At 36.7% G+C, this 21,167-nt stretch carries 22 protein-coding genes and 1 pseudogene; 20 read left to right on the plus strand and 3 right to left on the minus strand.

Annotated elements, in window-relative coordinates; genetic code table 11:
• Nucleotides 1-156 precede the first annotated feature (156 nt).
• The 4 genes from LQ188_RS02865 to LQ188_RS02880 all read left to right on the plus strand — a co-directional run bounded on the left by LQ188_RS02865 (nt 157) and on the right by LQ188_RS02880 (nt 2,850).
• Entirely contained in the window at nt 157-642 is a 486-nt protein-coding gene (locus LQ188_RS02865; RefSeq protein ID WP_230175974.1) for an arsinothricin resistance N-acetyltransferase ArsN1 family A, read from the plus strand.
• A gap of 22 nt (nt 643-664) precedes the next feature.
• The gene (locus LQ188_RS02870; protein ID WP_230175975.1) at nt 665-865 is read left to right on the plus strand and encodes a hypothetical protein; all 201 of its coding nucleotides are present in this window, start codon (nt 665-667) and stop codon (nt 863-865) included.
• 85 nt (nt 866-950) lie between these two features.
• Nucleotides 951-1,406 carry a MarR family winged helix-turn-helix transcriptional regulator gene (locus LQ188_RS02875; protein ID WP_134783037.1) on the plus strand — a complete coding sequence of 152 codons (456 nt, stop codon included), beginning with the start codon at nt 951-953 and terminating at the stop codon, nt 1,404-1,406.
• Between the two features lie 64 nt (nt 1,407-1,470).
• Nucleotides 1,471-2,850, plus strand: coding sequence for an FAD-dependent oxidoreductase (locus tag LQ188_RS02880; RefSeq protein ID WP_230175976.1), 1,380 nt, complete (start codon nt 1,471-1,473; stop codon nt 2,848-2,850).
• Nucleotides 2,851-3,030: 180 nt separating this feature from the next.
• Here the strand turns inward: LQ188_RS02880 and LQ188_RS02885 are convergent, their stop codons facing one another.
• Nucleotides 3,031-3,924 (minus strand): LysR family transcriptional regulator, encoded by an 894-nt coding sequence (locus LQ188_RS02885; protein ID WP_230175977.1) that lies wholly within the window; start codon nt 3,922-3,924, stop codon nt 3,031-3,033.
• A 167-nt stretch (nt 3,925-4,091) separates the two neighbouring features.
• Between LQ188_RS02885 and LQ188_RS02890 the strand changes: the two genes are divergently transcribed.
• From LQ188_RS02890 to LQ188_RS02955, 14 genes are all read left to right on the plus strand, one after another.
• Nucleotides 4,092-4,481, plus strand: coding sequence for a tautomerase family protein (locus tag LQ188_RS02890; RefSeq protein ID WP_230175978.1), 390 nt, complete (start codon nt 4,092-4,094; stop codon nt 4,479-4,481).
• Between the two features lie 46 nt (nt 4,482-4,527).
• On the plus strand, nt 4,528-5,733 hold the full coding sequence (locus LQ188_RS02895) for a YbfB/YjiJ family MFS transporter (RefSeq protein ID WP_230175979.1): 1,206 nt from the start codon (nt 4,528-4,530) through the stop codon (nt 5,731-5,733).
• 34 nt (nt 5,734-5,767) lie between these two features.
• Nucleotides 5,768-6,859: a nitronate monooxygenase gene (locus LQ188_RS02900; RefSeq protein WP_230175980.1), complete on the plus strand. Its 1,092-nt coding sequence runs from the start codon at nt 5,768-5,770 to the stop codon at nt 6,857-6,859.
• A 40-nt stretch (nt 6,860-6,899) separates the two neighbouring features.
• Nucleotides 6,900-7,370 carry a DinB family protein gene (locus tag LQ188_RS02905; RefSeq protein WP_230175981.1) on the plus strand — a complete coding sequence of 157 codons (471 nt, stop codon included), beginning with the start codon at nt 6,900-6,902 and terminating at the stop codon, nt 7,368-7,370.
• A gap of 360 nt (nt 7,371-7,730) precedes the next feature.
• Complete coding sequence (locus LQ188_RS02910; RefSeq protein ID WP_230175982.1) at nt 7,731-8,078, plus strand: metalloregulator ArsR/SmtB family transcription factor; 348 nt, start codon at nt 7,731-7,733, stop codon at nt 8,076-8,078.
• 17 nt (nt 8,079-8,095) lie between these two features.
• A complete protein-coding gene (locus LQ188_RS02915) occupies nt 8,096-9,394 on the plus strand; it encodes an arsenic transporter (RefSeq protein ID WP_230175983.1) in 1,299 nt (432 codons plus the stop codon).
• A gap of 37 nt (nt 9,395-9,431) precedes the next feature.
• The gene (gene arsC / locus LQ188_RS02920; protein WP_230175984.1) at nt 9,432-9,851 is read left to right on the plus strand and encodes an arsenate reductase (thioredoxin); all 420 of its coding nucleotides are present in this window, start codon (nt 9,432-9,434) and stop codon (nt 9,849-9,851) included.
• 86 nt (nt 9,852-9,937) lie between these two features.
• Nucleotides 9,938-10,303, plus strand: a complete 366-nt coding sequence (gene arsD, locus LQ188_RS02925; protein ID WP_134783030.1) for an arsenite efflux transporter metallochaperone ArsD — start codon at nt 9,938-9,940, stop codon at nt 10,301-10,303.
• Between the two features lie 26 nt (nt 10,304-10,329).
• Nucleotides 10,330-12,099 carry an arsenical pump-driving ATPase gene (gene arsA, locus LQ188_RS02930; RefSeq protein ID WP_230175985.1) on the plus strand — a complete coding sequence of 590 codons (1,770 nt, stop codon included), beginning with the start codon at nt 10,330-10,332 and terminating at the stop codon, nt 12,097-12,099.
• 16 nt (nt 12,100-12,115) lie between these two features.
• Nucleotides 12,116-12,391 carry an adhesin gene (locus LQ188_RS02935; RefSeq protein ID WP_230175986.1) on the plus strand — a complete coding sequence of 92 codons (276 nt, stop codon included), beginning with the start codon at nt 12,116-12,118 and terminating at the stop codon, nt 12,389-12,391.
• Nucleotides 12,392-12,563: 172 nt separating this feature from the next.
• Nucleotides 12,564-14,105, plus strand: coding sequence for a phosphoesterase (locus LQ188_RS02940; RefSeq protein WP_230175987.1), 1,542 nt, complete (start codon nt 12,564-12,566; stop codon nt 14,103-14,105).
• Nucleotides 14,106-14,204: 99 nt separating this feature from the next.
• Nucleotides 14,205-15,260 carry a HupE/UreJ family protein gene (locus LQ188_RS02945; RefSeq protein WP_230175988.1) on the plus strand — a complete coding sequence of 352 codons (1,056 nt, stop codon included), beginning with the start codon at nt 14,205-14,207 and terminating at the stop codon, nt 15,258-15,260.
• A 263-nt stretch (nt 15,261-15,523) separates the two neighbouring features.
• A complete protein-coding gene (locus tag LQ188_RS02950) occupies nt 15,524-15,838 on the plus strand; it encodes a hypothetical protein (protein ID WP_230175989.1) in 315 nt (104 codons plus the stop codon).
• Between the two features lie 302 nt (nt 15,839-16,140).
• The gene (locus LQ188_RS02955; protein WP_230175990.1) at nt 16,141-16,596 is read left to right on the plus strand and encodes a hypothetical protein; all 456 of its coding nucleotides are present in this window, start codon (nt 16,141-16,143) and stop codon (nt 16,594-16,596) included.
• Nucleotides 16,597-17,485: 889 nt separating this feature from the next.
• Here LQ188_RS02955 and LQ188_RS02960 read toward each other — a convergent pair.
• Together LQ188_RS02960 and LQ188_RS02965 are read right to left on the minus strand one after the other, a co-directional pair.
• Nucleotides 17,486-17,884 carry a hypothetical protein gene (locus tag LQ188_RS02960; protein ID WP_230175991.1) on the minus strand — a complete coding sequence of 133 codons (399 nt, stop codon included), beginning with the start codon at nt 17,882-17,884 and terminating at the stop codon, nt 17,486-17,488.
• 131 nt (nt 17,885-18,015) lie between these two features.
• Nucleotides 18,016-19,053 carry a serine hydrolase domain-containing protein gene (locus LQ188_RS02965; protein ID WP_230175992.1) on the minus strand — a complete coding sequence of 346 codons (1,038 nt, stop codon included), beginning with the start codon at nt 19,051-19,053 and terminating at the stop codon, nt 18,016-18,018.
• A gap of 289 nt (nt 19,054-19,342) precedes the next feature.
• Here LQ188_RS02965 and LQ188_RS02970 point away from each other — a divergent pair.
• A pseudogene (locus tag LQ188_RS02970) lies at nt 19,343-19,485 on the plus strand (stage V sporulation protein R); the annotation flags it as partial.
• Between the two features lie 134 nt (nt 19,486-19,619).
• Complete coding sequence (locus LQ188_RS02975; protein WP_230175993.1) at nt 19,620-21,026, plus strand: HNH endonuclease; 1,407 nt, start codon at nt 19,620-19,622, stop codon at nt 21,024-21,026.
• Nucleotides 21,027-21,167: the final 141 nt, after the last annotated feature.

Raw genomic sequence — 21,167 nt, forward strand, 5'->3', positions numbered from 1 at the left:
ATTGCTCTTTTTACTCGTATTAATTAAAAACGAAGAATCCCATTTATGACTTTAAATTTATACTTGCAACTTGCAAGTATTAATGATATAAATTGGATATAGAACATTTGTAATGAATAATTTACTTTTACAAGTGAAAGGAGAAGGGGGAAAGGTATGGTCATTCGTGTAGCGATGGAAACGGACATAGATTCCATCAAAGAAATTTACAATCAAGGGATTGAGGATAGAATTGCCACGTTAGAAACGGAACTGAAGGATCAAGCCTTCATGGAGGAGTGGTTCGCCAAACACATCGGACGCTTTAAGGTAATTGTCGCTGAGCAAGAAGGAGAAATCGTTGGATGGGCTTCCTTGAATCAATATAACAATCGAAGTGCTTATAATGGGGTTGCTGATTTATCCGTTTATATCTCAAGAGATCATCGGGGAAAAGGGATTGGCGGTTTATTGTTGCAATCGATCGAAAAGCTCGCAAAAGAAAATGACTTCAATAAAATTGTGTTATTCACCTTTCCCTTTAACCAAATTGGTCAAGGGTTGTACAAAAAACGGGGGTATCGCGAAGTGGGAGTGTTTAAGAACCAGGGAATTTTAGACGGGGAATTTGTCGATGTGATGGCTATGGAGAAATTACTGTAAACAATTAGGGGGTAGGAGGATTATGACAGTGAACCATTCAAGCGTACTGTCTGTTGGTTATTTTGATGCCTATTTCAAGCTGGTTTTAGCTTCTCGTGAACCTGTGGTGGAAAAGGCAAAAGAATTCATTGAAACCAACTTTTTTAAAGGCGAAGCGTGTTATTTTGGCGAGCAAACTCACCTAAATTTCATGACGGCTTTTAACAAGCTGAAGGATAAATAAAAAAATAGGCTGGTCTTTTGATTAGTTGAATCAAATAATTGCAAAATGCAAATAATTAGCGTATAAATAAAGTGAGGTGAAAGTAATGGAAAATGAAAACCTTAGAGGTCTCTTCCAACTCTTAACAAGACGTTTTGGATTATTAAATAAAAATTGTTGCAGCGCTGATGGAATTGAGATATCCCTCGTTCAAAGCCATATCCTGTATGAAATAAACCGACAAAAAAAGGCTTCCATCCAGCAAATTGCAGAAACATTGGGAACGGATATTACGACGTTCAGTCGACAAATCCAATCCCTAATAAAATTGAATTTAGTCACAAAAACCCCTGATGCGGAAGATCGGAGAATTTCTATCCTTTCTCTGACCGATGAAGGCGTGAAAATCAATCAAACCATCGATCAACAAATGAATGATTACTTGAATGAGATCTTTAAGACGATGAATGAGTTTGAAAAGGAATCAGTCGTACGTTCTCTGACATTACTTAATGATCGAATGTTAAAGTCTTCCGTATGTTGTACTACTCCTTGGGGGTAGTATAATTTTTCACAATACTTGCAAATTACAACTTTTTTAAGAAATGAAAATATAGGAGGGAATCATGATGAGTCAATTTAATAAAAGTGCATTACCCGTAGCAATTATAGGTGGAGGTCCTGTGGGGCTGGCCGCTGCCGCTCATTTACTAAAAAAAGGGGAGAAGTTTATCGTATTGGAAGCGGGGGATTCTGTTGGTTCGAGTATGTTGGAGTGGGGACACGTTAGAATGTTTTCCCCATGGCAGTATAACATCGATAAAGTAGCAAAAGAATTGCTGGAGAATGCTGGATGGACGTCACCTAACGAAGAAGCTTTGCCGATAGGTAGCGAATTGGTAGAAGAGTACCTTCTGCCTCTAAGTAACCTTCCAGAAATAAAAGAAAAGATTATGTTACAGGCAAAAGTAGTCGGTGTTGCCAAAAAGGCTCACGATAAATTAAAAACAGGAAATCGGGACACGGTTCCCTTTCAACTGTATGTAGAAGTGAATGGTGATACAAAAGTCATTGAAGCGAAAGCAGTGATTGATTCCTCAGGTACTTGGACCAATCCAAACCCAATCCTTTCAAATGGAATTTGGACGAATGCCGAGAGAAAATTACACAATCAAATCCACTATGGCATTCCAAACGTCGAACAATTAGAAAACAGATATCAAAATAAATCTACCGTGGTGATCGGAAGCGGTCATTCTGCCATAAATGCTCTATTGGATCTGGCCACTTTACAGCAAAAATTTACGGATACAAAGATCTACTGGGTTCTTCGGAAAAAACAGATCCATGAAGTGTACGGTGGACAAGAAAACGACGGTTTGGCCGCTCGTGGAGAATTGGGCATTAGAATTCAGCAATTAGTGGAGTCTGGGCGAATTAATATTCTAACTCCCTTTCATATTAACGGAGTGTATCCAACAAAGGGTAAAATCACCGTGGTGGGAGAACTTGACGGAGAAGAATTCACACTAAGTGATATCGACGAAATCGTTGTGAGTACGGGTTTTAGACCCGATATATCCTTTTTAAATGAAATTAGGATAAACCTTGATTCAGCTGTGGAAAGCATAGACGCGCTTGCTCCGCTAATTGATCCCAATATTCATAGTTGTGGAACCGTGCGGCCGCATGGTGAACAAGAATTACGGCACCCTGAAAAGAACTTCTACATTGTTGGCATGAAGAGTTATGGAAGAGCACCGACATTCTTACTGGCAACAGGTTATGAACAAGTCCGTTCCGTGGTGGCATATCTGACAGGAGATGTAGAGGGGGCAAAAGAGGTACACTTGGAACTCCCTGAAACAGGAGTTTGCAGTGTGAATCTGAAATCTAATTCCTGCGATTCTGATATTCCAGCAACTGAAACGAAGGATGGTTCTTGTTGTGGCAACCCCGTTCTAGCGAGGTTAGAAATTAAAAATAATTCTTCTTGTTGCGAATAAATCAAAAGACCAGTCTGAAACCAGGCTGGTCTTTTGATTTGATACTTTTTTTTCGAGATGCAATATTAAATTGTTTTTGGATAGTCTGCCACTTATTGTGTCTGCTTTGGCCCTATGGAGCTACCCGTTAGTTCAAGTAAATTTCTTCACAATCTTAGTACATTGAAGATAATATCTCACTCAAATTAACCTTTTATTATCTAACAAATCCTCCTCATCACTTAACATATTGATAAATTTAATTAAAGACGCAGGTACATACTTTTCTTTTCGATAAATGAATACTGTTTTGACTTTTCCAAATAGATTCGGAATTGAGTGTTGTCGAATGATTCCGTCTTGTACCTGTTTTGAAACAACACTTTGTGGAAGCATACTTATACCTAGACCAGCTGCTACACAACCGATGATCCCATCAATAGTGCCAAATTCCATTATCTTATTGGGTAGCATCTTCTCTTGTTGTAACCATTGTTCAAGCTTTTCCCTATAAGCACATCCTGTATGAAAAACAAGCAACGTCCTTGTTTGAATATCTTTGATAGAAGATATAGGATGATGAACTGTATCTGTAATGAGCATTAGTTCCTCTTCGAATACTTCTTTCTGAATGAGATCAGGGTGATTAATGGGTCCAGCCACAAATGCTCCATCAAGTTCATTCTGAAGTACTGCTTGCATATTTTGTTCGGTAGAGCCTGTTTTTAAAGTTAAATCAACCTCTGGAAAGTCTTTATGATACTTTGAAAATAAGCCTGGCAAGCGAACTGCTGCGGTTGTTTCCATTGAACCAATAATTAACGGACCTCTAGGTGTTTGATCATCATTCATCATATTTTTGGTTTCTTCTATAAGATCGAATATTTTTTCTGTATATGTTAGCAGCATGCTTCCTTTGTCAGTTAACGCAGTGCCACGATTATGTCTATAAAAAAGAGTTGTTTGAAGATCCGATTCCAACTGCTTTATTTTCATCGTGATATTTGACTGTGCATATTGAAGTTCTCTTGCTGCTTGAGAAATACTCCCCATTTTAGCAACAGTTCGGAAAATTTTTAATGTATGCAAATCCAAAATAATCTCTCCTTAGTGGATATATCCTTTAGCCATCATTAATAGTGATACCGAATATCAATTTTAAGTATTATACCATATAACAAAGATAAGATATGCTTATAATATCCTACATTTAACTGGATACTCTAAAGACATTATTACTTTTTGAGGGGAGACACACACAAATGCCATTATTACGTTTTGACTTAGTAGAAGGAAGAAACGAGGAAACTCTTAAAAAATTATTGGATTCAGCTCATCGTGCGATGGTGGAAGCTTTCCAAGTGCCTGAAAGTGATCGTTATCAAATAGTTCATCAGCACCCACCGCATGAGCTAATAATCGAGGATACTGGACTGGGGTTTAAAAGAAGCAGAGACTTAGTAATTATTAGTATTGTTAGTAAAAAAAGAACTGAAAAACAGAAAGAAACATTATACTCACTTCTTGCACTTAAACTTGAATCAGAATGTGGGATTTCTCCACAAGACTTGATGGTTTCTATAACAGAAAACAGCAATGCTGATTGGAGTTTTGGGCTAGGAGAAGCACAGTTTCTAACAGGTTCATTATAACTAAAAAAGATATGGTTATAATAGACAATTTTATTGAGGTGCATCTATGAAGAAGCAAACTTATCTTTTTTTAATAGGGGGAATATTTTCTTTAATCATTGCTATGGGTATTGGAAGATTTGCATATACTCCCATTCTTCCACTTATGCAAAAAGACCTTTCTTTATCAAATACAACTGCTGGTTATATAGCATCTAGTAATTACGCAGGATATTTGCTTGGAGCAATTTTAGCTGGTGCCATTCCGTTTAAGAAGTATAGAACCAATTTATTAAGAGTAAGTCTCATCATCAGTATCTTAACCACCGCTCTAATGGGTCTCACATACTCTAATTTACTATGGAATGTACTTCGCTTTCTATCAGGGTTTGCCAGTGCGTTTGTTTTGGTCTTAGCCTCTGGTATCGTGTTAGATAAACTTGCGGCTATAAGAAAAACCAGTTGGTCGGGGTTGTTTTATGGGGGAGTAGGTTTGGGAATCTTTTTATCCAGTCTATTGATTCCGAGTTTAAACCATTTATTTCGGTGGGAAGGAACATGGATAGGACTAGCTGTTGTGAGTGGAATCCTTGCTATCTTTGTATGGATCTGGCTCGATGAACCCCCCAACGTTGTGAAGAAGAAAAATAAACAAGATATGATTGTAAAAGTGCCCCCCGCTAAATGGCTTATATGGTTGATTATTGCGTATGGATTAGAGGGATTGGGTTACATTGTTACAGGAACGTTTATCGTATCTATCGCTGAAAAGACCTCATACTTTCATAATGGTGCCACCTTAGTTTGGATGATGGTGGGATTGGCTGCGATTCCATCCTGTCTCATTTGGTCTTTACTAGCCAAAAAGTGGGGATACATTAAATCTTTAGTGCTTGCCATGGTTCTGCAATCCTTGGGTATTGCGATGCCAGCCTTTTGGATGTCAAAAACTAGTTTTGTCATAAGTGCTTTATTATTTGGAGCCACGTTTATGGGTATCACGACCCTGGCTACAACATTGGGACGAGAAATGAGTCCATCTAATAGCAGTCGGGCTATTGGTATTCTTTCTGCTATTTATGCTATTGGACAGTTGATAGGACCAACCCTAGCTGGAGTCTTATCATCATTCACACATGATTTTAATTCTGCTTTTATTGGCGCAGCATGTGTTGTCTTTTTTGGGGCAATTTTGCTTTTAAGTGGGATTCATTTCGAGAACAACCCTAACATAAGAAATTCAACCATTCAAATACAAACAGAAGAGAATTAATTAGGATCTAAATACAAAATTGGGGGAGTAATTGATGTTAAGTAATGAAATGATGAAGCATTTGAAGATTAAGAACCCTATTATACAAGCACCTATGGCTGGAGGGATCACCACTTCGAATTTAGTAGCCGAGGTATCCAATTCTGGGGGACTTGGAATGATTGGAGCAGGCTATCAGACTCCCATACAATCAAGAGAGCAGATTAGAGAAATCAAGCAATTAACGTCAAACCCTTTTGGCATCAATCTATTCGTGCCAAACGAATTTAACGTAACCCCTGACGCAGTCCAATCAGCTAACCAGCTTTTACACACAATTCGTAAGCGATTAAATTTAGATCCAACAGACAGCTTTGACATTCCTGAATATAAAACAATTTTTGAAAGCTTTATTGAACAAGTTAAGGTTGTCATTGAAGAGAATGTATCTATTTGTTCCTTTACATTTGGTATTCCTCCACAGGAAGTGATGGATGAGTTAAAACATCATAACATCACTCTTATAGGAACAGCTACAACGGTTAGGGAAGCCGTTGAAAATGAAAAGGCAGGAATGGATATGGTTGTTATCCAGGGCAGTGAAGCTGGCGGGCACCGCGGGAACTTTATAAATGGTCATCAGGAGAGCCTAGTAGGTTTAATGTCACTTATTCCGCAGGTTGTTGACAATGTAAGCATACCTGTTATTGCTGCTGGAGGAATTATGGATGGAAGAGGATTAATGGCTTCACTCTGCTTAGGTGCACAAGGTATACAAATGGGTACAGCTTTCTTGACTTGTATCGAAAGTGGAGCACATAAAGTGCATAAAGAAGCCATTTTGAATGCTGATGAAGACCAGACAACCTTTACTCGTGCCTTTTCTGGTAAATGGGCAAGAGGTATTAAAAACAAATTTATTGAAGATATGTTAGAGCATGAATTGGCTGTACCCGATTTTCCTGTACAAAACCTATTAACTCAAGTAATTAGAAAAACGTGCAGTGGACAAAATAATCAGGATTTCATGTCCCTCTGGTCTGGACAGAGTCCAAGATTAGCAAAAAGTGAAACCGTTGAAATATTAATTAAAAATATTCTTGCAGAAGCAGAGAATATAAATAAACAATCATTTTCTCCAAAGTGAACTCATAGGAGCAAAAAAGAAAAAATACATCTTTAAACAATTGAGATTTGTTCGAGAAAATACAATTAGTTGCGTATCCGAAATTAATGACGAGTCATCACTTTTCATTCCTGAAGGATTCAATAATAATATCAAATGGAATCTAGGACATATATATGTTGTACAAGAAAAGTTCGCTTTTAATATTATTATTGAAAGAACGACAATGCAGAAAAACATTTTCGATTTATTCAGTACTGGTACTAAACCAACTGATTGGGGAGAAAAAGTACTACCAACGATTAGCGAACTAATTCATTTATTGGAGAAACAAGTGGACAGGATCGAACAAACATTGGAATTTCGGTTAAAAGAAGTTGTAGAGAAGCCGTTCACTACGTCAACAGGTCTTACTTTATCAACAGTTGAAGAATTACTTAGTTTTTGTTTATATCATGAAGGCATGCATTTCGCTACAATAAAATCGTTCAAAAGAATTATTCGAAATGAAAGAATGAATAATGTCCATTAATTCAAACAAAATGTTTTATTCTTTCAAACACTTATTAAATAGCTTTATTTTGGCACCGTCAAAAAAATGGACGGTGCTATATGTGTTAATGCGTATGATTAGATTATCATCAAACATACTTCCCGTTAACAGCAGCTTACTTCCAAGTTTTATTAGTACTCCTGTTAAAATATCCTACCCCATTAGTTCATCAAGAAAATCAACAACACCCTTTATGAAACCATCTTTTATGCTGAATAAAATTAAAAATTATTTTTTTGAATAGTTAATGGTTGATTAAATAAGAATATGCTTATACAATGATATTGAATAACCACATAAGCATTTGATTATATATTCGATTAGGCTAGGAGGGATAACATGCAAACGAATGAAGTGTTGGATATAGAAAGTACTGCAAACGTTCTTAAACTTTTAGGTGATAAAACACGTTTGACGATGGTTAAAATTATGTCTGAACATGAATGTTGTGTCTGTGAATTTGTAGACCTGTTTGATATGAGCCAACCTGCTATTAGTCAACATTTACGAAAGTTGAAAGATAACGGAATTGTGAATGAAGCAAGAAGGGGACAATGGATATTTTACTCGTTAAATCAAACATCCGAGTATTACTCATTTATTCAAACGGTCATCAAAGATTTGCCAAGTCAAGCATTTAAAGTAGAAGAATTAACAGCACAAGGAAAACGAATTTGTTGTGACTAACGAGGGGGAGAACATCAGTGGGTACAGTTATATTAGCGAGTATCATCTTTTTGCTGACGTTGACATTCGTCATCTGGCAACCCAAGGGATTGTCAATCGGCTGGTCAGCATGCGGGGGTGCGGTACTTGCCTTACTCGTTGGAGTTGTTGACTTCAACGATGTAATTACCGTTACGGGTATTGTATGGAACGCGACGTTGGCGTTCATTGCTATTATCATTATTTCTTTGATTTTAGATGAAATTGGTTTCTTTGAATGGGCAGCTCTACATATGGCGAGAGCCGCCAAGGGAAATGGAGTAAGGATGTTTGTGTATGTGAGCATTCTCGGAGCCCTAGTCGCTGCGTTCTTCGCAAATGACGGAGCAGCGCTCATCTTAACTCCGATTGTTTTGGCAATGGTTCGAAACTTGAAGTTGGAAGAGAAAATGATCTTCCCATTTATCATCGCGAGTGGGTTTATTGCGGACACTACATCCTTACCGCTTGTCGTAAGTAATCTGGTCAACATTGTTTCTGCTGACTTTTTTGATATCGGGTTTATTGAGTTCGCCACTAGAATGATTGTTCCCAACCTGTTTTCATTAGTAGCGAGCATCCTGGTATTATATTTGTACTTCAGAAAGAGCATTCCTAAGAATTATGATATGGCTCAATTGAAGAAGCCAGTCGATGCCATTCGGGATGTGAAAATGTTTCGCCTGTCTGGGATTGTTTTAGGCATTCTGCTGGTTGGCTATTTTATCAGTGAATTTTTCAGCATTCCCGTATCCATCATTGCAGGTGTTATCGCCATTTTCTTCTTGTTTATGGCAAGACGAAGTCCAGCTGTTAATACCAAGACCGTTGTAAAAGGCGCACCATGGGCGATTGTGTTCTTTTCCATTGGAATGTATGTCGTGGTGTATGGATTGAGAAACGTTGGATTGACGAACATTTTAGCTGACCTTATACAAGTAACGGCAGATCAAGGATTATTCGCGGCTACTGTCGGGATGGGATTCATCGCCGCTATTCTTTCATCACTTATGAATAACATGCCGACGGTCATGATAGACGCTCTTGCCATTTCTGATACCCATACAACTGGCGCGATTAGGGAAGCCCTTATTTATGCCAATGTCATCGGTTCAGATTTGGGACCGAAAATTACACCGATTGGTTCTTTGGCTACCTTATTGTGGCTGCATGTCCTTTCATTAAAAGGCGTGAAAATCTCATGGGGAACCTACTTTAAAACGGGTATCATCTTAACCATCCCAACATTGTTCATCACATTAGTTGGCTTGTATATATGGTTGCTCATTATTCACTAAATACATCATTTTACTCATAAAGGAGAGAAACAACAACATGGCTAAAAAAACACTTTACTTCTTATGTACAGGTAACTCTTGCAGAAGCCAAATGGCTGAAGCATGGGGTAAGAAATATCTAGGAGACGAATGGCAAGTGCTAAGTGCAGGAATTGAAGCACATGGCTTGAATCCGAAGGCTGTTAAAGCGATGAACGAGGTTGGAATGGATATTACCAATCAAACTTCCGATATCATTGACCCTGACATTTTAAATAATGCCGATTTTGTCGTAACATTATGTGGCGATGCGGCAGACAAATGTCCAATGACGCCACCGCATGTGAGACGTGAACATTGGGGCTTTGATGACCCAGCAAGAGCGGAAGGAACAGATGAAGAAAAATGGGCGACCTTCCAACGTGTTCGTGATGAAATCGGAGAAAGAATCGAACGTTTCTCTAAAACGGGCGTATAAATAAAACTGAAAAGCCGAGTAATCACTCGGCTTTCGTTTTATCCATGGCATAAGTAAATGATTATATATGAAGGGGAGATGAGCAAGTGATGAAAGTTGAAATCTTTGATCCTGCGATGTGTTGTTCAACGGGGGTATGTGGACCGAGTGTTGATCCTGAATTAACAAGGGTGGCATCTGCTGTTTATTCTTTAGAAAAGAAAGGGTTCGATATCAAACGTTATCAATTAACCAATGATCCTGCTAAGTTCGCAGACAACCCTGAGATTAATAAAGCTTTACATGAAAAAGGACCTGACGTCTTGCCTATTATTTTAGTCAATAATCAGATTGTAAAAGAGGGAAGTTATCCAACGAACGAAGAGTTTGGAGAATGGTTTGAAGTAAAACCTGAAGAGTTAAATGAAAAACCAAAAGCTCGTCTTTCCATTGATTTAAATCAACTGAAATAAGAAAGAAAGAAAGAAGGGGAAAAAGCATGTTTCAATCTTTCAATCCGAAGAATGTCATTCAAACACCCTTTTTATTTTTAACGGGAAAAGGTGGGGTAGGAAAAACATCCACAGCTAGTGCCACCGCCGTTGCATTAGCCGATAGTGGGAAAAAGGTGTTGCTCATCAGCACAGACCCAGCTTCCAACTTACAAGATGTATTTGGAATCAGTCTAACCAATACACCCATAGCCGTACCAGGTGTTGATAATTTATTTGCCAGTAATTTAGATCCAGAAGCTTCAGCGAGAGCGTATCGTGACAAAGTGGTTGGTCCATATAAAGGAAAGCTACCTGATTCGGTCGTTGCCACCATGGAAGAACAATTATCAGGAGCATGTACGGTGGAGATTGCCGCATTTGATGAATTTTCCAATTTGCTGACTAATGTTGACATAGTCAATCAGTATGACCATATTATCTTTGACACCGCTCCAACTGGGCATACGTTAAGGCTTTTACAGCTTCCGACGGCATGGAGTGGATTCCTGGAAGAAAGCACACACGGTGCGTCATGCTTAGGTCCTTTATCAGGGTTGGCGGACAAAAAAGACCTTTATTCTAAAACCGTAGAGGTCCTTTCCAATCCAAGTAAAACCACATTAATCCTGGTTACAAGACCTGATGCCTCATCCTTATTTGAAGCAGACCGTGCATCCAATGAACTCAAAGAAATTGGCGTGAAAAACCAAATACTTATCGTGAATGGGCTTCTTCAAACACACCTTGAAGAAGATGAAGTATCATCCGCCTTTTATCACCGACAACGAAACGCATTGCATCACATACCAGAACATTTAAAACAGATCGCTGTTTATTCGTTACCGTTTGTTTCTTTTTCCTTAACAGGGATAGACAATTTACGATATTTATTTAAACAATACATGATCTCATCAAAGATGGTGACATATGAAGATGACACAGCGAATATTCCAAGATTGAATGAAATGATCACTGATTTCTCATCAAATAATACAAAGCTTATTTTCACAATGGGGAAAGGTGGAGTGGGGAAAACAACGGTTGCTTCCGCTATTGCCGTTGGTTTAGTTGAGAAGGGGCACCGTGTACACTTAACGACAACAGATCCTGCGGGGCACTTGAATTACCAATTCGAAAATGATCAATTCAATCAAAACTTAACGATTAGCAGCATTAATCCAAAAGAAGAAGTGGAAAAATACAAAGCAGATGTCATTACAAAAGCAGGCTCAGATTTAGATGAAGAAGGACTCGCTTATTTAAAAGAAGATCTTAATTCACCTTGTACAGAGGAAATAGCCGTTTTCCGAGCCTTTGCTGAAGTCGTAGCTAAATCAGAAAATGAAATAGTCGTCATTGATACAGCACCAACGGGTCACACTCTTTTATTGTTGGATGCTGCACAGTCTTATAGTAAAGAGATTGCCAAGTCAACGGGTGAAGTCCCTGAGAGTGTAACAAAATTGCTTCCTCAAATTAGGAAAGCAGAAGAAACTTCCGTCGTGATCGTCACACTTGCCGAAGCCACGCCCGTGTTAGAAGCATCCCGATTACAAGATGATTTAAGAAGGGCGAATATCAACCCACAGTGGTGGGTGATTAATCAGAGTCTATATGCTACAAATACGATTGACCCTGTACTAAGCGGGAAAGCATTGGCAGAAAAAGAATGGATTCATGAAGTTAACGATAAGTCATCTGGAAAATGTGTCATTATTCCATGGATGCTAGAAGAAAAGATTGGATATGAAAAGCTGAAAGATTACATGAATTAAATGAGGAGGGCTTAATTTGAAGATTACAGATGGTGCAAAACAATTATTAGAGAACTTTTTAAATGAAAATGGTGCAGAAGGAATTCGACTATCTTCGGTCGCAGGTTGCTGTGGACCGCAAATGACCTTATCTTTAGATGCCCCACAAAAAACAGATATAATCCAAACCATTAACGGAATTAGAGTGGCAATTGATTCTCAAATTACTTCAACTGAAGAATTTACCTTAGACAAGGAAGAAAATCAAGAAGGAGCAGGGTTAGTTTTATTAGGTGGCAGTAACTGTTGCTGAGGTAAATATAAGAGGGGGGTAGTTTTTCACTTTGGTGAATAACTACCCCCTGATTTTTTTTTGCAAAATAATTGTCGAAATTTTAACAAGAATCTTACAATCAATTAATTTAATTCATACACAGGTTCCTTATAATTCAACTGTTGATTATATACATAGGAGGAACGTGAACATGAAATCTCGTGATAAGAAGAAAGCTATTCCTTTAATCGCAACAACACTTCTTGTAACCACAGCTTTTACAACCCAACCTTTTATCAAGGATGGTATTGATCAAAAAACACAAGCAAAAGAATTTTCAAAAGAAGAAAAAAAGCAGAATAGGACTACATGGCTCGCAGGGGATCATCATATTCACAGTGAGTGGAGTGTAGGCTGGGACAACACCAAAAACCCTCCTGAACCAATTAAAGGTGGAGATGCTATATACCCAACCGTCAAAAATGCTCAGAATGCACATAAATATGGACTTGATTGGATGGTTACGACGGATCATGGTGGTCCGAACCATTCCAAGGTGAATTTAGAGCAAGCATACCCAGAATTATTGAAATCTCGTCAAGCAGTTCCTGAAGTTCTTCAGTTCTATGGAATGGAATTTGATACGCCTGCTGCCGATCACAGTTCAATTATCATTCCAAAAGGTGATAGTGAATCAAAGACACTTTATGACATTGAAAGCAAGTTTAATAAGCGTGAGCCATATCCAAATGATGGTAGCCGAGATACGGAATCCACTATGATCGATGCCCTTAACTATATGAAGCAAATGGACGAGCCTCCAATTCAAATTGCACATCATCCTTCTCGTTCAGCGACAGGTGATGGTGAGTGGGGGCAGGATACACCGCAGGAATTCCGTAATTGGAACGACACAGCGCCGAACATTTCCATCGGTATGGAAGGTGCTCCTGGCCACCAAGCTTCCGCTATCAATTCAGACGGCTCGCTTGACCCTAAAGGTGCCCGTGGATCATATGGAAACGAAAACGCCCCAACCATGGGCGGATTTGATCAAATGACAGCTAAAGTTGGCGGTTTATGGGATTCCATGCTAGGTGAAGGAAGACACTGGTGGATTACTGCTACTTCTGACTCGCATGTTAACTGGCGTGATGGGGGAAGCGATTTCTGGCCTGGAGAATACTCAAAAACGTATGTAAAAGCAGAGAAAGATTATAAAGACATCATGGAAAGTCTACGTAATGGTAAAGTATTCGTATCAACAGGTGACCTTGTCTCTGAACTAGATGTTAAAGCTCAAGCTGGGGGAAAATCACGGTGGTACTCTAAATCCAAAGGAAATTCGGCCTCTATTGGGGAAACTCTTACATTACCAGGTAAGAAGTCTAAGGATGTAACAGTCACAGTTCGAATAAAAGATCCTAATGCTGCGAATTCTCATGGAGATCAACCAAAAGTAAAACGGGTCGACTTAATTGTAGGAGAGGTGACTGGAAAAGTGGAAGACCGCTCAACCGCTACCAATCCTACAACAAAAGTCGCCAAACGTTTTACGCAGAAAGATTGGAAGCAACGCGGTGAATATATCGAGATTTCCTATACGATAAAAGATGTTGATAAAGATAGTTATATCCGTTTACGTGGAACGAACACAGACCAGTTAGAACCAGAAAAAGACCCTAAGGGCGAAAACCCATGGACAGATCTTTGGTTCTACTCGAACCCCATATTTATCAAGTCCACTAAGTAAATGTGAAGAGAAAGAAAGGGCGAGGAGCATTATCACTCCTCGTCTTTGCTTTAATCCTAAAACATCAGGGAAAGAAACAATCGGAATGGAGTGAATGCAATGAAAAAGATATGGTTCTTAATGTTCCTTGTGATGATTTCGTTTACCTCTTTACTATCTCCACCTGCATATGCTCATAGCAATAACAGTGAAGGGTTTTCCGTCATTGAAGTTAACGAGAAAAACCTCGATTACGAGCTTAAACTGGATCTAACCGAACTTGGGCATTCGATAAATAAGGAAACAGATGCAAAGCAATTAATTGACTCTAAAACAGTACAGCAATATATAAATTCGCATATATCTCTTTATGCAGATGGTGTAAAAATGGTGGGAAATGTCAAAAAAACAGATGTTGAAATGATAAAAGACCGCCCGTTTGCTGTGATTAACCAGACTTATATGATGGAACATAAACCAAAAAAGCTAACTGTTGAATATAACATGTTCCTGGATGACTCCGATCCAAGCCATGCAAACTTTGCAACCGTTAAAATGGACGGAAAACAACAAGAAAAGATTCTTACGTACGAATCAAGAGAATTTGAGATTGGAGAAGTTAGTTTCGTACAAAACATAAAGCAGCTTTTATTGCTTGGGTTAGAACATATTTTTACAGGTTATGATCATATTCTTTTTGTCATTAGTTTGCTCTTTGGGGCAAAGACAATTAAAAACATTCTTTCCTTGATTACAGCCTTTACAATCGCCCATAGTATAACCTTGGTTCTTGCCACATTAGAGATTGTGCAGTTACCAGGCAGGTTTGTAGAGTCGGCCATTGCCTTAAGCATTATTTACGTTGCACTCATCAATATTTTTGATAAAGATGCCAAACACCATCCATGGCTTGCCTTCGGTTTTGGACTCATTCATGGTTTCGGCTTTGCAGGAATCCTATCAGAAATGCGACTAGATGGAAACCATCTGGCCACTTCTCTGTTGTCTTTCAATATAGGAATTGAATTGGGACAACTATTAATCGTGTCCTTAGTCTTTCCAATAATCCTGTGGATGAAAAAATTAACCTTAAAACCCATTAAATTTGTAATCCCTGGAACGTCGGTAGCCATATTAGCGTTTGGTTTCGTATGGTTTATTCAAAGAGCATTTTGATGAAAGTTTTAATTCACTTCTATTTTAAACAGACCATCTTTCTTAAAAGTTGGTCTGTTGGTTAATTAAGTCCTCTATATCTATAAATCATGGGTAACCATTTTATCAGAAAACAAACATTTAGCCTTTAGGTAGAATATGAACATTCTTCTTGAACAAACCTGCCCCTTAGTAACTAAACTGTAAAAGGATTGTTATGCAAATAGTATTGTTGGAGGAGACTTCAATATATATAATTAAGACTCGTTAAGGAGTGATGAAAGATGATAAGCGTTACAGTAGATAAGTTGAAATTCAAGAAACAATTATCGGGAATTGAACAAATCACACTGAAAGATTTTCTGTATACCTGGGTAGGTAGCTCAAGCAAGGGATTTGATGATTTTTTTCACCTTGAGTACACAGTAGATGTATTTGCCAAAATGGAAAAAACGACGAATGACACCGATTTGTTGATATCTGATGATGATTATTTCAGATACATAACATTGACGGAAGATAATCAAATTGTAATAGGTGTTTTAGATATGAATTCAGAATTAAAACATAGAATACTTTCACTAGATAAGATTAAATAATTCTTCGTTTTCTTTAACCCATACTAAAAGAGGCAGCGTGGTAAACTGTCTTTTTTTATTTGTTCACTACATGTCTTATGCGACGATACTGAATTATTCTCCCCAGTTATTCATGAATCGCAAGAATCGGCGATTCACCAAATTGAACGCAGCCATAACTCATCCACCAACATTAATAAATTCCTAAAAAACTTCTAAGGTTCTGCGGTTCTACCGATATTGTTCAAGGCTCACCCTTAATCATGGATAGTTCATTCATGTATGGTGATATTAAATGTATAACAAATATGGTGGTGAAATTTTTGAAAAGTGTAATTATGTTGACCTCGTTATTATGTACATTCTTTTTTTCAATGGATGTAAATGCTGAAATGAAAGTTCCGACTGTTAAAGAAACGGAACAGTGGAAAGTTGAATTGCTAGAACCATCCAAAGATAAACACTTCGCACAAAGTGAAAAAGGGAAATACGAAGTATATAGCTTGTTGGTGACTAACCAAGGCAAAAAAGCATACAACGTTAATATTGGGGCTTTTAGAAATGAACCAAGTAACAAGAAAATGTTTGGGCTAGCACCACAAGTGGAGAATGAGATAATGAACGCTGGTCAAACCTTTAGTTTTACAAACTTTCTAGTTAAGGAAAAAACAGAAGAATTGGAATGTGTTGTAACTTGGGAAGATGAACCTGTTACATTAAAAAATGGTAAGAAAGCATCAGTAAGAAAATATAAGGAAACCATCGTTTTTACTCCTTAAATATAAGTGGAGTTACTTACGGGTGCATGAAAAAACGGACTTTTTCGAAAGTCCGTTTTTTGTTTTTTACGACCCTCTTTAACCCGTTGGAGGTTGTACGGTTTTGGACATGTTTTTTGGACACTTCTTATGGGGTATACCACATAACGCACCTTTAATTCCTTACCCATAACAAATCTGGTAAAATGATCAAGACAAAAAACAAAGGCATTAAGATCCAACCTATTTTCTTTGGTATCGTCTTCTTGAAGTAAGAAATTTTCTCTAATAGATAAAAACCCATTCCAATGGAGATAAAAACAAAAAGATAACTCAACCAAATATTTTCAATCATAGGGGCAAAATATGTAATAATGATTACGAACCAACATCCCCTTGCAATAGCATTTAACTCCATCTCTTTTTCCTCACTTTTACTTCTTCCTCAGAAGAAATCCAATAGTTACAACTATAATCACTAGAAAGCTACCTATACACGCAGTAACTATGCCTTCTGTTTTGTCTTTTGCAAAAAAACAAATATATGTATTAAAGGAAGCAAAAATTAAAAAAATTAATAACTTTGTAACTAAGTTAATTCTATTTATTGCTCTCACAGTAAATCACAGTCCTTAATGGTGAATTAACGATATCATATTAAAATAATTCGAACCATTAAATAATAACAATAAAGAGTAATTATTCATAAGGGTAAAATAATCCATAGTAGATAAGTTATATAATTTTAATTAGACTTCAGTACCAATAAAAAAGAGCTATAATCATAGCTCAAATTCATTTATGTAATAGAAACCTGTTAGTTCTATAAGGATACTAAACCAATCTTCATATCCCGCCGTACTGATAATATCCACCTTTTGATAAAGTTTCTGACATTGAAATGATCTTTTCAAATTGTGAACATCACTTCATCTCGGTTGAAGACTAGTTTTTTATAGTCACCATCCCGATTGTCAGCTTCGCCATAAACGAATTCTCCAGTGAGTTCAAATTGATCAGGAGCATGTTTAATTAGACTCTTCCATGACGAAAAAATACTTATTAACGTTTCAGAAGACCGCTTATCAAAAAGGGTTACTCCGTGATAGTTAATACCTCGGTCAATTGGATTTCCGTTCAATGATGGGTTTTTACTTGGAATCCATTCTAATGAATCCATGATATATTGAACCATATCATCATGTATGACAACACTGTCAATCACACTGTTGTTTTTTTCTCTATGCATCCAAAACTCTTTTATATCAGTACTCTTAGAAATAAGATAAAACTCATGATCCAAGCTCATGTTTTCCTCCTTTAAATAGTCCCTCGTTAGGCCTTATAATAGCATTCCTTATGGAATTATCCTGCAAAAAGGGTACCTTTAAGGCAGCTTCGATCTTCAGCTAACGCACCATTTAGTTCCATAACAAACACTTAAGAGAAAAGGGAACTATATATTTCTCCAATAATCCCTTTCAATTGATGAACACCTAAATCAGTATTTGTCATTATGACTACTCCAGTTTCTAAATAAGGATACGCCACCATCATACATTGAAAGCCTACACCCCAACCAAGTGATGAAATTTCAATTCCTTGTTCTGAACTATCTAAAAACAATCCAAGTCCAGTCCACTCTTTACAACCTTGTGAGTTAATTATTGTTTTTGCTTTACTTGCAGAAAGTCCAATCTTACTTTCACCTTTTAAAGAATTCATTAATTCAATAACCAAAATGGCTAAATCTGAAGGTGTTGTCCATAGTCCAGATGCTGCTGGATAAGGATATATCGGAAATTTCCCGTCTACTAATTCTCCATTTTTGTTATGACCACAAGAAAAATCTTCTCTTTTCTCTTCTGATATTGTCATTTCTAATGTGCTATTGTTCATTATTAATGGCTGAAATATAAGTTCATTCATAACTTCCTTGAAAGGTTTGCCAGTCACATCTTCTAATAGTTGTTGTATGATGACAAAACCTGCATCTGAATATTGAAAGTCGCTCTCTGGTTCATACTTCACTTCAATGGGTACTCTACAATAGGATGTTCTTCCCTCCAATAGTTCAACCATTGAAGGAAAACCTTTAATCGAATTAAGTTCAGTAAAACTACCTTCAGGGTCAATAATTCCAGATTGATGACTAAGTATATTTCTTAGTGTAACTTTATTATTTTTAGTTAGTTCATTACGGGGGATTTTCCACGATGAAAGCCTCTTGTTTACATCTTCGTCCAAATCAAGAATACCTTGTTCCGTTAATTTCATAACTAGAATTGATGTTAGAAACTTACTGATTGAACAAGCATTAAACACAGAACTTCTGTTCACATTTTTATTCGTTCCTGCTTCAAGTACTCCAAAGCATTCTGTGTTACTGATTTGGCCATTATCAATTACTGCAATGCTTAAACCAGATACATTGTAATGCTCCATACGCTCGTTAATATTTATACTTTTTAGTTTCATATGAGACCTCCCATTTGTAACATTATTATAAATCATTGTGAATGTATCTTCTTGTACAATCGATAATATGATGAACTAACCTGCCCCGTTAGTTCATCAAGAAAATCAACAATACCCTTAAACAAGTCTTTGAATGGGCTTTTAGGCTCGGAGATATTTTGAAACCATCTTTTAAGCAGACTAAAATAAAAAATTATTTTGTTGAATAGTTAAGCCTTTGTTGATTATTTATATAGGAGGATCGTGTACATGAAATCTCGTGATAAAAAAGGCTATTCTTACTATTTTACTCGAAATTTTCGAAGATATTGAAGAGCGTTATAATAATCCGATAGAGGAAATAAAAAGAGAGTTGTAAAACTAGGCTCTGGCAGGGCGATGATGTTTGATATAAGGAAGGTTAAAGCTGACATCTCTTTTCACCGTAAATATAGCCAATCAAACAGAAATAAATCAATAAATAATGCAATAACTTTAATTTCATTGTTATTATGCATGGCTTTTTTTTTTGAAATGAGAGATCTGTTATTGGTACTTTGTTGTAAAATAAAGGAAAGGGGTGTGTTATGTTTAACATTGAACAAAAGTTGAGGTTTCTGGAAGAAATAAAAGGTAGTAGCTATGTAGGTTTATACACATGGATTTTTAACGCGAGTGTTTCTATGGAACAAGAGCTTGGAAAAGATTTGTATTTATTTGATTTAAATGAGTTAAGTGAACTCATGAAAAAATTAGCTCCAAAAACGCGAAATTCTTCAAATGGCATATATTATCGACTTTTTCACTATATTGATTTTTTTAAAAATATTAGGGAGGACAAAAGTAATCCTTTTTTATCAGTTGAACCTAACTGGTGTAAGCAGTTTGTTGATAAAACTCATAGAAAATTTTTTGCTGAAAAGGAATTGGATGAAATTATAGGTAAGTGTGTTAATGCTCAGGATGCTGTTATTTTTAGATTGTTATTTGAAGGCGTATTTGGACAAAACGATTATAACGAAATATTAAATTTAAAAAAGGATGATATTGATTGGGATAAACGCGTTTTGTATTTGACAGATGGTGAAAATAAGAGAACTCTTGAAGTGTCTGAAAAGTGTATTGATTTGTTAAGCAAGGCTATTGAAGAAAAAGATTATATGTTAAGTAATGGTGACTCAACGGCTAGAAGTCCGACCCAACCACTTATATTGAATGATTATGTTATAAGGGGTATAGCAAGAAAGGCAAAAGAAGCAAGGCATAGTCATTTAATATTAAGGCGTATTAAAAAGTTGTTTAAAGAAGTTTTCAAATATAAGAACGTAACTGCTAAAACATTAAGTCAGAGTGGGATGATGAAAGCAGCAGTAGATATTAGCATAGAACGTGAAATTAAGATAAATGAATTCAATTATGAAAATGATTGGAGTAAGGTTGCGGAAAGATTTAACGTTACGCCGACTAAAAATGGGCAATATCCTGGAATAACAATGTATGTGAACAGTGAAATTGTTGAGGAGTTATATGGGGAACAAGTTGATTACTTAATTAAGGATTTTGAATTAATAAATGATGAAGATAAAAGTGATAATCAAGTAGTTGAAAAGACAAAAAGGGAATCTGCTCCTGCTTTTAGGGAGAAAATGAAGTCTGTTTACGGTAAGTGTGTAATAACTGGGGAATCGGTGTATGAAGTATTAGAGGCATGTCATATTCAACCTTATAAAAATGAAGACAGTAATCATATACAGAATGGAATATTACTTAGGGTGGATATTCATAAACTGTTTGATAAGGCTTTAATCACAATTGATGATTGTTATCTAGTAAGGGTTAGTCCGTTACTGAAATCAGAGTATTATCAGTCATTAGATGGCTTAAAAATACAACTTCCAACAAATAAAAATCTTTATCCTTCTAAAAAATCTTTACAATATAAGATGTCATTGTTTAAGAAAAAGAGTGATCTAATAAATGCAGTCGATCCATGATGGTCTTGTTTGTAGCAAGGGTGTTAATTCATCCTAATTTTTTTATATTATTTATAAATAACTTTCAAATTTTAATATTAGGAGGAGCAAAATCAATACAAAATGGTAAAAAAGCTTTAATTGATAAAAGAACTAGTGAGC

Origin of the sequence: Peribacillus sp. Bi134 (genome assembly GCF_918698065.1) — a bacterium.
GTDB lineage: Bacteria > Bacillota > Bacilli > Bacillales > DSM-1321 > Peribacillus.